The organism is Streptomyces sp. NPDC041970 (assembly GCF_055588985.1).
Genome location: NZ_JBVJCD010000026.1, coordinates 5,844 through 19,345, shown reverse-complemented (window position 1 = coordinate 19,345; position 13,502 = coordinate 5,844). Strand labels below are relative to the sequence as shown.

The following is a 13,502-nucleotide window of genomic DNA, read 5'->3' as shown; positions in this document are numbered from 1 at the left end:
CTCCGTACGGGACGTGCGGGGGCCTCGGGCGGGCCTCCGGCAGACTGAGGCCATGCGCATCGAACTGGCCACCGCCCCCGGCCGTCCCGAACGCCCCAACGAGGACTGGGTCTCCGCCGTCCTCCCCGCGTCGGGGCAGGGTGGTGCGCTCGTGCTGCTCGACGGCGTCACCCCGCCCGCGGAGGACCACGGGTGCGCGCACCCCGTCCCGTGGTTCACCGCGCGTCTGGGCGGCGCGCTGGTGGAGCTGTCCGGTGCGCGGCTTGATCTGGCCCTGCCCGAGGTGCTGGCCGAGGCCGTGTCCCGTACCGCCGACGCCCACCGGGCCACCTGTGACCTTTCTCACGTCCGTACGCCCCAGGCGACGGTGGCGCTGGCGCGGTGGGGCGAACACGAGATCGAGTACCTGGTGCTCTCCGACTCCGTGCTGCTGCTGGAGGCCCCGGACGGCACGGTCCGGGCGGTCCTCGACGACCGGCTGGACCGGCTGCCGCCGGGGTCGCTCGCCTCCGCGGCGATCGCCGACGCGACGGTGCGCAACAAGGAGGGCGGCTTCTTCACCGCCGCCGCCGACCCCTCGGTGGCGCTGCGCGCGGTGACCGGCCGCGAGCCCGTCTCCGGCGTACGGGCCCTCGCGGCGCTCACGGACGGGGCGGCCCGCTGGACGGAGGTGTTCGGGCAGGGCGACTGGCGGGACGCGCTGGGGGCGCTGCGCACGGCGGGGCCGCGGGGGCTGATCGACCGGGTGCGGGAGCTGGAGGACGCCGACGCGGGCGCCGGGCGCCCACGGCTGCGGCGCGCCAAGACGCACGACGACGCCACGGCGGTCCTGGTGGAGCTGTAGCGGTCAGCCCTCGGCGCGGGCGTTGAGCTGGCGCAGCAGCCGGGCCAGCTCGGCGACCTCGGCCCGGTCCCAGTCCGCCAGCTTGTGCACGTAGCGCCCCCGGCGGGCGTCCCGGACGCGGCGGAAGCGGGCCAGCCCCTCGTCGGTGAGGCGGACCAGCCAGGCGCGCCCGTCCGCCGGGTCGGGCTCACGGGTGACGAGGCCCAGGTCCTCCAGGGAGCGCAGTTGGCGGCTCACGGTGGCCTTGCCGACGCCGAAGTAGGCGGCCAGGTCGGTGGCGCGCTGCCGGCCCTCCGCCTCCAGTCGGGCGAGCAGGCCGTAGGCGGCGGGCTCCAGGTCGGGGTGGACCTCTCGGGCCATCTCGCCCGAGCTGGCCCGCGCCCGGCGCAGGAACACGGCCAGCTCGCGCTCAAGGGCCAGGAAAACGTGGTCCCCGCCTCCTTCGGCGGCCGTCCGCGCCTCCGGCCCGCCTTCGCTCCCGTGCACGTCAGCACCCCTCGTACGGTTTCCTGTCGGTGAAATTCTCCGCCGCGTTCACCCAACGCCGCAGTTGGGTCAGTATTTCGCAGGAGTAGACCAACGGCGGCTGCCCGACCCCCTTTCGCACCACGGGTCTACGTGCGTAGCGTTCCCCCTGGAGCGAGTGACATGGACACACCATGTGCACCGCGGGCGCCCGCGTGCCCGCCATGGGTCCGTGCGCTCCGGCACCGCGTTCCGCACGACGTCCCGACCCGCGCCCGGCACCGCACTCCCGCCGCTCCGCACCACCGGCACCGCCCCCCCTACGCCCCGGAGGCGCCCCCATGTCCGTCATACCCGCGACCAAGCGCAGATCCGCCCCGTCCCGTCTCCCCCGCCTGGCCGGCGCGGGGAGCCTGCTCGCCGCCCTGGCCCTGGTCCTGACCCTGCCCGGCGCGGCCGCCGCCGGCGCCGGTGACGCGCCGGCGCGCGGCACCGCCCGGATGGGCCAGGGCGTCGTCGAGCACGACGGGCAGGGCGGCCTGCCGCGCGAGTCCCGCGCCGTGCAGACCGAAGGCGTGGACGTCAGCAGCCACCAGGGCAACGTGGCCTGGCAGACCCTGTGGAACAGCGGAGTGAAGTGGGCCTACGTCAAGGCCACCGAGGGGACGTACTACAAGAACCCCTACTTCCCGCAGCAGTACAACGGCTCCTACAACGTGGGCATGATCCGCGGCGCGTACCACTTCGCCACCCCGAACACGACGAGCGGCGCGGCCCAGGCGCACTACTTCGTGGACAACGGGGGCGGCTGGTCGCGCGACGGGCGGACGCTGCCCGGCGTGCTCGACATCGAGTGGAACCCGTACGGCTCCCAGTGCTACGGGCTCAGCCAGGCGGCGATGGTGAACTGGATCCGGGACTTCACCACCACCTACCGGGCCCGCACCGGCCGGGACGCGGTGATCTACACCGCGACGAGCTGGTGGCGGGACTGCACCGGCAACAACGCGAGCTTCGGCTCCACCAACCCGCTGTGGGTGGCCCGGTACAACACCACGGTCGGCGAGCTGCCCGCGGGCTGGCCCGTCTACACGATGTGGCAGTACACCTCGTCCGGCCCGACGGTCGGCGACCACAACCGCTTCAACGGCGCCCTCGACCGCGTACGGGCGCTGGCCACCGGCTGAGCCGTCGCCGCCCGCCCCGCCCCGGTGCGCCCGCTTCGGGCCGCCGGGGCACCGCGCCCCACCGCACCGCACCCCCTATAAACTCCGTGTATACACAACACGTATAGTCCTCGGAGCACCGCACACCTGTGCGGAAGTCCCCGCCCCGAGGAGTGTGGTCCGTCGTGTCCGAGAAGATGCCGTCGCCCGGCAAGTGGTTGACCGCGGCGCTGGTGACAGCGCTCACACTGACCCTGGGCGGCTGCTCGATGGAGACGACCGCCCCCGCCTCGGCCCGCGGAGAGGCGGCCGCCGACGCCAAGGGCTCGTTCGGGCCCGTGGACTGCCGCAAGGCCAAGTGCATCGCGTTGACGTTCGACGCCGGGCCCGGCGCGTACACGCCGAAGCTGCTGGACGTCCTCAAGGAGAAGAAGGTGCACGCCACCTTCTTCCTGCTGGGCAAGCACCACGTCGTCGAACACCCCGAGATGGTGCGGCGCCTGGAGGACGAGGGGCACGAGGTCGCCAACCACACCTGGACGCACAAGATCCTCACCGACCAGGAGCCGGACGAGATACGGGCCGAGCTGGAGAAGACCCAGTCGGCGATCGAGAAGATCACCGGCAAGAAGCCCCGGCTGATGCGCCCGCCGCAGGGCCGCACCGACGACGAGGTCTCCCGGATCAGCAAGGAGCTGGGGCTCTCGCAGGTCCTGTGGAACGCCACCGCCAAGGACTACTCCACGAACGACTCGGCCCTGATCCGCAAGCGCATCCTGGACCAGGCGACCAAGGACGGCATCATCCTGCTCCACGACATCTACAAGGGCACCGTGCCCGCCGTGCCGGGCATCATCGACGCGCTCCACGAGGACGGGTACACCTTCGTCACCGTCCCCGAGCTGATGGCCCCGGCCGAGCCGCAGCCGGGCACGATCTACCGCCCCTGACCCGCCGGTCCCCCTCGGCACCGGACCCGGACGGACCGTAGCCTCGGGAACGCGGACGGCCCGCACCCGACGACGCGGGGGCGGGCCGTCCGGGCCGGTCGCTCAGGACCGGCCGTCCGGGTCCGGCCGCTCAGGCCGCGGCCGGGGTCCTCTCCTCCGCCGGAGCCGAGGCCGGGGCTCCGGCCGTGGCCGGGGCGAGGGCGATCTCCAGCACCTGGCGGACGTCGGTGACCGGGCGGACGTCCAGCTTCTCCAGCACCTCGGCCGGGACGTCGTCCAGATCGGCCTCGTTGCGCTGGGGGATCACCACCGTGGTGACGCCCGCGCGGTGCGCGGCCAGCAGCTTCTGCTTCAGGCCGCCGATCGGCAGGACCCGCCCGGTCAGCGACACCTCGCCGGTCATCGCCACGTCCGTGCGGACCAGCCGCCCGGAGAGCAGCGAGGCCAGCGCGGTCGTCAGGGTGATGCCGGCGCTGGGGCCGTCCTTGGGGACCGCGCCCGCGGGGAAGTGGATGTGCACGCCCCGGTCCTTCAGGTCGGCCACCGGCAGCTCCAGCTCCGCGCCGTGCGACCGCAGGAAGCTCAGCGCGATCTGCGCCGACTCCTTCATGACGTCCCCGAGCTGCCCGGTCAGGGTCAGCCCGGCGGCCCCGGTCTCCGGGTCGGCCAACGACGCCTCCACGAAGAGGACGTCGCCGCCCGCCCCGGTCACCGCGAGCCCGGTGGCCACGCCCGGCACCGCGGTGCGGCGCTCGGCCGGGTCCTGGGCGGACTCGGGCACGTGGTGCGGGCGGCCGATCAGACCGCGCAGGTCGCCCTCGACCACCGTGAACGGCAGCTCGCGGTCGCCCAGCTCGTGCTCGGCCGCGATCTTGCGGAGCAGTCGCGCGACGGACCTCTCCAGGTTCCGCACCCCGGCCTCACGGGTGTACTCGCCGGCCAGCTTGCGCAGCGCCGACTCCTCCAGGACGACCTCGTCCTGCTCCAGACCGGCCCGCTCACGCTGGCGCGGCACCAGGTGGTCGCGCGCGATGACGACCTTCTCGTCCTCGGTGTAGCCGTCGAGGCGGACCAGCTCCATGCGGTCGCGGAGGGCCTCGGGGATGGCTTCGAGCACGTTGGCGGTGGCCAGGAAGACGACGTCGCTGAGGTCCAGCTCGACTTCCAGGTAGTGGTCGCGGAAGGTGTGGTTCTGCGCCGGGTCGAGGACTTCGAGGAGGGCCGCGGCCGGGTCGCCCCGGAAGTCGGAGCCGACCTTGTCGATCTCGTCGAGCAGGACGACCGGGTTCATCGAGCCGGCCTCCTTGATCGCCCGCACGATGCGACCGGGGAGCGCGCCCACGTACGTACGCCGGTGGCCGCGGATCTCCGCCTCGTCCCGTACGCCGCCGAGCGCGACGCGGACGAACGAACGGCCCATGGCGTGCGCGACGGACTCCCCGAGCGAGGTCTTGCCGACGCCGGGCGGGCCGACCAGGGCCAGCACCGCGCCGCCGCGTCGCCCGCCGACGACGCCCAGGCCCCGGTCGGCGCGCCGCTTGCGCACCGCGAGGTACTCGGTGATGCGCTCCTTCACGTCCGCGAGCCCGGCGTGCTCGGCGTCCAGGACCTCCCGCGCGCCGCGGATGTCGTAGGAGTCCTCGGTCCGCTCGTTCCAGGGCAGCTCGAGGACGGTGTCCAGCCAGGTGCGGATCCAGGAGCCCTCGGGCGACTGGTCGCTGGCGCGCTCCAGCTTCTCGACCTCCTTGAGCGCGGCCGCGCGGACGTGCTCGGGGAGGTCGGCGGCCTCGACGCGGGCCCGGTAGTCGTCGGACTCGTCCTCCGGGTCGCCGTTCAGCTCGGACAGCTCCTTGCGGACGGCGTCGAGCTGGCGGCGCAGCAGGAACTCGCGCTGCTGCTTGTCGACGCCCTCCTGGACGTCCTTGGCGATGGACTCGGCGACGTCCTGCTCGGCCAGGTGCTCGCCGAGCCACTGGACGGCGAGCTTCAGCCGGGCGACGGGCTCGGCGGTCTCCAGGAGCTGGACCTTCTGCGCGGTGGTCAGGAACGGCGAGTACCCGGAGTTGTCCGCGAGGGCGGAGACGTCCTCGATCTGCTGGACGCGGTCCACGACCTGCCAGGCGCCGCGCTTCTTCAGCCAGGTGGTGGCGAGCGCCTTGTACTCCCTGACGAGCTCGGCGACGGCGCCGGGCAGGGGGTCGGGGGCGGCGGTGTCGACCACGACGCCCTCGACCCAGAGCGCCCGGCCGGGCCCGCTGGTCCCGGCGCCGATGCGGACCCGGTCGCGGGCGCGGATGAGCGCGCCCGGATCGCCGTCGACGAGGCGTCCGACCTGCTCGACGGTGCCGAGGACGCCCGTCCCCGTGTACGTCCCGTCGATCCGCGGCACCAGCAGCACCTCGGGCTTGCCGCCGCCGGAGCGGGCGGCGGCCTGCGCCGCCTCGACGGCGGCGCGCACCTCGGCGTCCGACAGGTCGAGCGGCACCACCATGCCGGGCAGCACGACCTCGTCGTCGAGCGGCAGCACGGGCAGGTCGATCGGTGTGGACGCCTGGGACTCGTGAGTCATGATCTCCCCTTCGGCAGGCAAGTTGAGCTATGTGGACTCAATGCTCCTGAGCGGCCGGATGTTCCCCGACGCATGTTCGCTCTCAGCGATCAGCCGGGCCGCCGCGCCGGGAGCCCTCGGCACGGCGCACGCGCCGGTCGGCCGCGCGGCAGCCGGGTCGGCGCGGGAACCGGCCGGCCGGGGGGCGGATCGGCGGAAGGCGCTGGCTTCGGCACGGGCGGCGGGACAGGATGTGCGGGCACCGACCGTTCCGCCCGGAGACCGGAGAGCCCAGCCATGTCCGCCGCCCTGTCCGCCCCCCGCCCGACCCCCTCGCCGTCCGCGGCCGACCGCCCCGTCACCCTGGACCGGCGCGACGGCCCGTTCGGCGAGGTCGTGCTGCGGGAACGCGGGGAGCACTTCGAGATCATCGCCAACGGCTGCTTCCTGATGGACACCTCCGACGGGCGCTCGGAGCGGCTGCTGGTCGACGCCGCGCTGGCCGCGCTGCCCGCGGGGCGGACGGACCCCTCGGTGCTGATCGGCGGCCTGGGCGTCGGCTTCTCGCTGGTGCGGGCCGCCGAGGAGGCGCGCTGGGGGCGGATCACGGTCGTGGAGCGGGAACAGGCGATCGTGGACTGGCACCGGGGCGGGCCGCTGGAGCGGATCTCCGGGGCCGCGCTCGCCGACCCCCGTACGGAGGTGCTGCGCACGGACCTGGTGGCCCACCTCCGTACGGCCACGGAGCGTTACGACGCCCTCTGCCTGGACATCGACAACGGGCCCGACTGGACCGTCACGGAGGACAACGGCAGCCTCTACTCCCCCGCCGGCCTGGCGTGCTGCCTCGACCGGCTGACCCCCGGCGGCGTCCTCGCCGTCTGGTCCGCGCAGCCGTCGCCGGCCTTCGAGGAAGCACTGCGGAATGCCGGGTTCAGCAGGGTTCGGACCGAAGAGGTGGCCGTTGCCCGAGGTGTGCCGGACGTGGTCCATCTCGCGCTCCGGCCCGCTTGAGGGGCCCTTTCCGGGCCCGCTCCCGAGCACCGGTGCGGGCCAACCGGCACAAGGCCGACGATCCGCCCGCCGGACGCCCTCGTCCCGGCGCCGGAGGAACACCCTGCGTAGCCGGAAGCCCTCCGCTGCCTTTACGCTGCTGAGCGGCACACGCGATCACTGACGTATACACGAGCGAAGACCGTGCCTTTCGGAGGAATGGCCTCCGTGAGAACGGGCAGGGGCGGGGCGATGGAACAGACACACACCACCCACAACGGCGTCGCGGCCACCCCCGGAGCCCAGCGCCGGGTGCTGGTGGTCGAGGACGACGCCACGATCGTGGAGGCCATTTCCGCCCGGCTGCGGGCGGAGGGCTTTCTGGTGCAGACCGCGCTGGACGGCCCGGCGGCCGTGGACGCGGCCGAGGCGTGGCAACCCGATCTGATGGTGCTCGACATCATGCTTCCCGGCTTCGACGGGCTGGAGGTCTGCCGCCGGGTGCAGGCGCAGCGCCCGGTGCCGGTGCTGATGCTGACGGCGCGGGACGACGAGACGGACATGCTCGTCGGGCTCGGCGTCGGCGCCGACGACTACATGACCAAGCCGTTCTCCATGCGGGAGCTGGCCGCCCGCGTCCATGTGCTGCTGCGCCGGGTGGAGCGGGCCGCGCTGGCCGCCGTCACGCCGCGCAGCGGCATACTGCGCCTGGGCGAGCTGGAGATCGACCACGCCCAGCGCCGGGTCCGGGTGCGCACGGAGGACGTCCACCTGACGCCGACCGAGTTCGACCTGCTGGTCTGCCTCGCCAACACCCCGCGCGCGGTGCTCTCGCGGGAGCAGTTGCTGGCGGAGGTGTGGGACTGGGCCGACGCCTCGGGGACCCGTACGGTCGACAGCCACATCAAGGCGCTCCGCCGGAAGATCGGCGCCGAGCGCATCCGCACCGTGCACGGTGTGGGGTACGCCCTGGAGACCCCCGCGCCATGACCCGGCCGGGGTCCGGGCTGCGGCCCTTCTCGATCAAGGCCAAGCTCGGCACGCTCGTGGTGGTCTCGGTGTTCATCACCACGGGGCTGCTGATCGTCGCGCTGCGGACGCGGACGGAGTTCCGCTTCATCACGGTGTTCTCGGTGATCGCCACGCTGCTGATCACCCAGTTCGTGGCGCACGGGCTGACCGCGCCGCTGGACGAGATGAGGGCGGTGGCCCGGTCCATCTCGCACGGCGACTACACGCGCCGGGTGAGCGGCGCCGGGCGGCGGGACGAGCTGGGCGACCTGGCCCAGACGATCAACCGCATGGCGGACGACCTGGAGGCGGAGGACCGGCACCGCAAGGAGCTGGTCGCCAACGTCAGCCATGAGCTGCGCACCCCCATCGCGGCGTTGAGAGCCGTGCTGGAGAACGTGGTGGACGGGGTGTCCGCCGCCGACCCCGAGACGATGCGCACGGCGCTGAAGCAGACGGAGCGGCTCGGCCGGCTGGTGGAGACGCTGCTGGACCTGTCGCGGCTGGACAACGGGGTGGTGACGCTCAAGGCCCGCCGCTTCGAGGTGTGGCCGTACCTCTCGGGCGTCCTGAAGGAGGCCAACCTCGCCTCCTCGCAGCGCCCCCTGTCGTCGGGCTCGGGCAACCACTCCCGTACGGACGTCCATCTGCACCTGGACGTCTCGCCGCCGGAGCTGACCGCGTACGCGGACGCCGAGCGGCTCCACCAGGTGGTCGCCAACCTCATCGACAACGCGGTCAAGCACAGCCCGCCGCACGGCCGGGTCACCGTGCTGGCGCGGCGGGGGGCGCACTCCGAGTCGCTGGTGCTGGAGGTGATCGACGAGGGGCCGGGCATTCCGGAGGCGGAGCGCCACCGGGTGTTCGAGCGGTTCAACCGGGGGCAGGCGCCCTCCCCGCACGGGCCGGGCAGCGACGGCGGCACGGGGTTGGGGCTGGCGATCGCCCGCTGGGCGGTGGATCTGCACGGCGGCCGGATCAGAGTGGCCGAATCCGAGCGGGGCTGCCGCATCCAGGTCACCCTTCCGGGTGCTTCCGAGCCGCGCGGTTGACGATGCGGTTGACATAGGGTTCGAAGGGGAGGAAGACGTTCGACGTCTTTCTCCGAAGGGGATCTCCCGAGGTCGCGGCCAGCGGGCCGCGACCGTGGTCCCGCGTACCGAAGTGCAGCGGAACCTCGCTTGTTTCCCGCCATTTCACGCACCGAAACCCGTGCTCCGATGTGATGTGCACGACGAAGCACCGGCCCGGTCTGCACGGAACGGTTGGGGGGGCGTAGCCTTGATTTCCGCTGTCCATCACCTTGTGAAGCGGAAGAGGGCGGTTGCCGCCGTGTCGTCTCAGTCCCCCAGTAACTCAAGCGTCTCGACCGACCAAGCCGGCTCGGGCATCAACCCGGCCGCCGCGTTCGGCGCCAACGAATGGCTCGTCGACGAGATCTACCAGCAGTACCTCCAGGACCCCAGTTCGGTCGATCGCGCCTGGTGGGACTTCTTCGCCGACTACAAGCCGGGCGCGTCCGGCACGGCGGACAAGCCCGCTCCGGGCGCCGCGGCCCCGGTGACCGAGGCCCCGGCCTCCGCCGCCCCGGCACAGGCCCCCGCCGAAGCCCCGGCGAAGGCGGAGGCCCCGGCCAAGCCCGCCCCCGCCGCCGAGGCGAAGGCGGCCCCGACCGAGGCGAAGGCGGCCCCCGCCCCGGCCCCGGCCCCGGCGAAGCCCGCCGCGGCCAAGCCCGCCGCCGCGCCCGCCAAGGCGGACGCCGCGACCGAGGCCCCCGCCGGCCCCGAGTACGTGACGCTGCGCGGCCCCTCGGCCGCCGTCGCGAAGAACATGAACGCCTCCCTGGAGCTGCCGACGGCCACGTCCGTCCGCGCGGTCCCGGTGAAGCTGCTCTTCGACAACCGCATCGTCATCAACAACCACCTCAAGCGCGCCCGCGGCGGGAAGATCTCCTTCACCCACCTCATCGGGTACGCGATGGTGCAGGCCCTCAAGGCCATGCCGTCGATGAACCACTCCTTCGCGGAGAAGGACGGCAAGCCGACGCTGGTCAAGCCGGAGCACGTCAACCTCGGCCTCGCCATCGACCTGGTGAAGCCGAACGGCGACCGCCAGCTCGTCGTCGCGGCCATCAAGAAGGCCGAGACGCTCAACTTCTTCGAGTTCTGGCAGGCGTACGAGGACATCGTCCGGCGCGCCCGCATCGGCAAGCTCGGCATGGACGACTTCACCGGCGTCACCGCCTCGCTGACCAACCCCGGCGGCATCGGCACCGTCCACTCGGTGCCCCGCCTGATGCCCGGTCAGGGCCTCATCATGGGCGTCGGCGCGATGGACTACCCGGCGGAGTTCCAGGGCACCTCGCAGGACACCCTGAACAAGCTGGGCATCTCGAAGGTCATGACGCTGACCTCGACCTACGACCACCGGGTCATCCAGGGCGCCGCCTCGGGCGAGTTCCTGCGGGTCGTCTCCCAGCTCCTGCTGGGCGAGGACGAGTTCTACGACGAGATCTTCAAGGCGCTGCGCATCCCCTACGAGCCGGTCCGCTGGCTCAAGGACATCGACGCCTCGCACGACGACGACGTCACCAAGGCCGCGCGGGTCTTCGAGCTGATCCACTCCTACCGGGTCCGCGGCCACGTCATGGCCGACACCGACCCGCTGGAGTACCACCAGCGCAAGCACCCCGACCTGGACATCACCGAGCACGGCCTCACCCTGTGGGACCTGGAGCGGGAGTTCGCGGTCGGCGGGTTCGCCGGCAAGACGATGATGAAGCTCCGCGACATCCTCGGCGTGCTCCGCGAGTCGTACTGCCGCACCACCGGCATCGAGTTCATGCACATCCAGGACCCGAAGCAGCGCAAGTGGCTCCAGGACCGGGTGGAGCGCCCGCGCCCCAAGCCCGAGCGCGAGGAGCAGCTGCGCATCCTGCGCCGGCTGAACGCGGCCGAGGCGTTCGAGACGTTCCTGCAGACCAAGTACGTCGGGCAGAAGCGGTTCTCGCTGGAGGGCGGCGAGTCCGTCATCCCGCTGCTCGACGCGGTCATCGACTCCGCCGCCGAGGCCCGCCTCGACGAGGTCGTCATCGGCATGGCCCACCGCGGCCGCCTGAACGTGCTGGCGAACATCGTCGGCAAGTCGTACGCGCAGATCTTCCGCGAGTTCGAGGGCAACCTCGACCCGCGCTCCATGCACGGCTCCGGCGACGTCAAGTACCACCTGGGCGCCGAGGGCACCTTCACCGGTCTGGACGGCGAGCAGATCAAGGTCTCGCTGGCCGCCAACCCCTCGCACCTGGAGGCGGTCGACCCGGTCCTGGAGGGCATCGCCCGCGCCAAGCAGGACATCATCAACAAGGGCGGCACGGACTTCACGGTCCTGCCGATCGCGCTCCACGGCGACGCGGCCTTCGCGGGCCAGGGCGTCGTCGCCGAGACGCTGAACATGTCGCAGCTCCGCGGCTACCGCACCGGCGGCACCGTGCACGTGGTGATCAACAACCAGGTCGGCTTCACCGCCGCCCCGGAGTCCTCGCGCTCCTCGATGTACGCCACCGACGTGGCGCGCATGATCGAGGCGCCGATCATCCACGTCAACGGCGACGACCCGGAGGCCGTGGTCCGCGTGGCGCGGCTCGCCTTCGAGTTCCGCCAGGCGTTCAACAAGGACGTCGTGATCGACCTCATCTGCTACCGCCGCCGCGGCCACAACGAGGGCGACAACCCCGAGTTCACCAACCCGCAGATGTACACCCTGATCGACAAGAAGCGCTCGGTGCGCAAGCTCTACACCGAGTCGCTCATCGGCCGCGGCGACATCACGCTGGAAGAGGCCGAGCAGGCGCTCCAGGACTTCCAGGGCCAGTTGGAGAAGGTCTTCGCCGAGGTGCGCGAGGCCACGTCGCAGCCGGCCGCCCCGCACGTGCCCGAGCCGCAGGCCGCCTTCCCGGTGGCCGTGGAGACGGCGGTCTCCGCCGAGGTCGTCAAGCGGATCGCCGAGTCCCAGGTCAACATCCCCGAGTCGATCACCGTCCACCCGCGCCTGATGCCGCAGATGCAGCGCCGCGCGGCCTCGGTGGAGAACGGCACGATCGACTGGGGCATGGGCGAGACGCTGGCCATCGGCTCGCTGCTGATGGAGGGCACCCCCGTCCGGCTCGCCGGGCAGGACACCCGCCGCGGCACGTTCGGCCAGCGCCACGCGGTCCTGGTCGACCAGGTCACCGGCGAGGACTACACCCCGCTGCTGTACCTGACCGAGGACCAGGCCCGGTACAACGTCTACGACTCGCTGCTCTCGGAGTACGCGGCGATGGGCTTCGAGTACGGCTACTCCCTGGCCCGTCCGGAGTCGCTGGTCATCTGGGAGGCCCAGTTCGGCGACTTCGTCAACGGCGCGCAGACCGTCGTGGACGAGTTCATCTCCTCGGCCGAGCAGAAGTGGGGCCAGACCTCCGGCGTCACGCTGCTGCTGCCGCACGGCTACGAGGGCCAGGGCCCGGACCACAGCTCCGCGCGCCCCGAGCGCTTCCTGCAGATGTGCGCGCAGGACAACATGACCGTCGCCATGCCGACCCTCCCGTCGAACTACTTCCACCTGCTGCGCTGGCAGGTGCACAACCCGCACCACAAGCCGCTCATCGTCTTCACCCCGAAGTCGATGCTGCGTCTGAAGGCCGCGGCGTCGACGATCGAGGAGTTCACCACCGGCGGCTTCCGCCCGGTGATCGGCGACTCGACGGTCAAGGCCGAGAACGTCCGCAAGGTCGTCTTCTGCGCGGGCAAGCTCTTCTACGACCTGGACGCCGAGCGCGAGAAGCGGGGCGACACGGAGACCGCGATCATCCGGCTGGAGCGGCTGTACCCGCTGCCGGGCGCGGAGATCCAGGCCGAGATCGCGAAGTACCCGAACGCCGAGAAGTACCTCTGGGCCCAGGAGGAGCCGGCCAACCAGGGTGCGTGGCCGTTCATCGCGCTCAACCTGATCGACCACCTGGACCTCGCGGTCGGCGCGGACGTGCCGCACGGCGAGCGCCTGCGCCGCATCTCGCGGCCGCACGGCTCGTCCCCGGCGGTCGGCTCGGCCAAGCGCCACCAGGCGGAGCAGACGCAGCTCGTCGACGAGGTCTTCGAGGCCTGAGGACCGCTGCCGCACCGCCGCCGGGGACCCGGTTCCGCGCTCCGCGCGGGGCCGGGTCCCCGGCGTTCGGGGCCTCGTTATCCTGGGCGCATGTACTTCACGGACCGTGGCATCGAGGAACTGGAGAAGCGGCGCGGCGAGGAGGAGGTCACCTTCGAGTGGCTCGCCGAGCAGTTGCGGACGTTCGTCGACCTCAACCCCGACTTCGAGGTGCCGGTCGAGCGCCTGGCGACCTGGCTGGCCCGGCTGGACGACGAGGACGACGAGGACGCCTGACGGTGTGAGGGGGGGGGGGGGGGGGCCGCGGCCCCCCCCCCCACCCCCCCCCGCCCCCCCCCCCTCCCCCCCCCCCCCCGGCCCGTGGTGCCCTAGCCCCAAGC

10 protein-coding genes are annotated in these 13,502 nt (G+C 72.4%); 8 read left to right on the top strand and 2 right to left on the bottom strand.

Annotation, left to right across the window (positions count from 1 at the left end; translation table 11 throughout):
• Nucleotides 1-52: 52 nt before the first annotated feature.
• Nucleotides 53-844: a hypothetical protein gene (locus tag ACZ6EJ_RS15055; RefSeq protein WP_469267426.1), complete on the top strand. Its 792-nt coding sequence runs from the start codon at nt 53-55 to the stop codon at nt 842-844.
• Nucleotides 845-847: 3 nt separating this feature from the next.
• Here the strand turns inward: ACZ6EJ_RS15055 and ACZ6EJ_RS15050 are convergent, their stop codons facing one another.
• Nucleotides 848-1,330, bottom strand: a complete 483-nt coding sequence (locus ACZ6EJ_RS15050) for a MarR family winged helix-turn-helix transcriptional regulator (RefSeq protein WP_469267424.1) — start codon at nt 1,328-1,330, stop codon at nt 848-850.
• A 320-nt stretch (nt 1,331-1,650) separates the two neighbouring features.
• Between ACZ6EJ_RS15050 and ACZ6EJ_RS15045 the strand changes: the two genes are divergently transcribed.
• Nucleotides 1,651-2,496 carry a lysozyme gene (locus ACZ6EJ_RS15045; protein ID WP_469267423.1) on the top strand — a complete coding sequence of 282 codons (846 nt, stop codon included), beginning with the start codon at nt 1,651-1,653 and terminating at the stop codon, nt 2,494-2,496.
• 176 nt (nt 2,497-2,672) lie between these two features.
• A complete protein-coding gene (locus ACZ6EJ_RS15040) occupies nt 2,673-3,425 on the top strand; it encodes a polysaccharide deacetylase family protein (protein ID WP_469267515.1) in 753 nt (250 codons plus the stop codon).
• Nucleotides 3,426-3,555: 130 nt separating this feature from the next.
• Here ACZ6EJ_RS15040 and lon read toward each other — a convergent pair whose 3' ends face one another.
• Nucleotides 3,556-5,994, bottom strand: coding sequence for an endopeptidase La (gene lon, locus ACZ6EJ_RS15035; RefSeq protein ID WP_469267421.1), 2,439 nt, complete (start codon nt 5,992-5,994; stop codon nt 3,556-3,558).
• 276 nt (nt 5,995-6,270) lie between these two features.
• Between lon and ACZ6EJ_RS15030 the strand changes: the two genes are divergently transcribed.
• The 5 genes from ACZ6EJ_RS15030 to ACZ6EJ_RS15010 all read left to right on the top strand — a co-directional run bounded on the left by ACZ6EJ_RS15030 (nt 6,271) and on the right by ACZ6EJ_RS15010 (nt 13,398).
• A complete protein-coding gene (locus ACZ6EJ_RS15030; protein WP_469267419.1) occupies nt 6,271-6,987 on the top strand; it encodes a spermidine synthase in 717 nt (238 codons plus the stop codon).
• A gap of 231 nt (nt 6,988-7,218) precedes the next feature.
• Nucleotides 7,219-7,956 carry a response regulator transcription factor gene (locus ACZ6EJ_RS15025; protein WP_469267418.1) on the top strand — a complete coding sequence of 246 codons (738 nt, stop codon included), beginning with the start codon at nt 7,219-7,221 and terminating at the stop codon, nt 7,954-7,956.
• Complete coding sequence (locus tag ACZ6EJ_RS15020; protein WP_469267416.1) at nt 7,953-9,029, top strand: HAMP domain-containing sensor histidine kinase; 1,077 nt, start codon at nt 7,953-7,955, stop codon at nt 9,027-9,029. Before ACZ6EJ_RS15025 ends, ACZ6EJ_RS15020 begins: the two co-directional genes overlap by 4 nt.
• A gap of 280 nt (nt 9,030-9,309) precedes the next feature.
• Nucleotides 9,310-13,122 (top strand): multifunctional oxoglutarate decarboxylase/oxoglutarate dehydrogenase thiamine pyrophosphate-binding subunit/dihydrolipoyllysine-residue succinyltransferase subunit, encoded by a 3,813-nt coding sequence (locus ACZ6EJ_RS15015; RefSeq protein WP_469267414.1) that lies wholly within the window; start codon nt 9,310-9,312, stop codon nt 13,120-13,122.
• Nucleotides 13,123-13,212: 90 nt separating this feature from the next.
• On the top strand, nt 13,213-13,398 hold the full coding sequence (locus ACZ6EJ_RS15010; protein WP_003966321.1) for a DUF6104 family protein: 186 nt from the start codon (nt 13,213-13,215) through the stop codon (nt 13,396-13,398).
• Nucleotides 13,399-13,502 lie beyond the last annotated feature (104 nt).

Excerpts from the sequence above, each read along its gene's own strand:
- ACZ6EJ_RS15055 (WP_469267426.1), top strand. The coding sequence starts at position 53 with ATGCGCATCGAACTGGCCACCGCCCCCGGCCGTCCCGAACGCCCCAAC.
- ACZ6EJ_RS15045 (WP_469267423.1), top strand. The coding sequence starts at position 1,651 with ATGTCCGTCATACCCGCGACCAAGCGCAGATCCGCCCCGTCCCGTCTC.
- ACZ6EJ_RS15040 (WP_469267515.1), top strand. The coding sequence starts at position 2,673 with ATGCCGTCGCCCGGCAAGTGGTTGACCGCGGCGCTGGTGACAGCGCTC.
- lon (WP_469267421.1), bottom strand. The coding sequence starts at position 5,994 with ATGACTCACGAGTCCCAGGCGTCCACACCGATCGACCTGCCCGTGCTG.
- ACZ6EJ_RS15030 (WP_469267419.1), top strand. The coding sequence starts at position 6,271 with ATGTCCGCCGCCCTGTCCGCCCCCCGCCCGACCCCCTCGCCGTCCGCG.
- ACZ6EJ_RS15025 (WP_469267418.1), top strand. The coding sequence starts at position 7,219 with ATGGAACAGACACACACCACCCACAACGGCGTCGCGGCCACCCCCGGA.
- ACZ6EJ_RS15020 (WP_469267416.1), top strand. The coding sequence starts at position 7,953 with ATGACCCGGCCGGGGTCCGGGCTGCGGCCCTTCTCGATCAAGGCCAAG.
- ACZ6EJ_RS15010 (WP_003966321.1), top strand. The coding sequence starts at position 13,213 with ATGTACTTCACGGACCGTGGCATCGAGGAACTGGAGAAGCGGCGCGGC.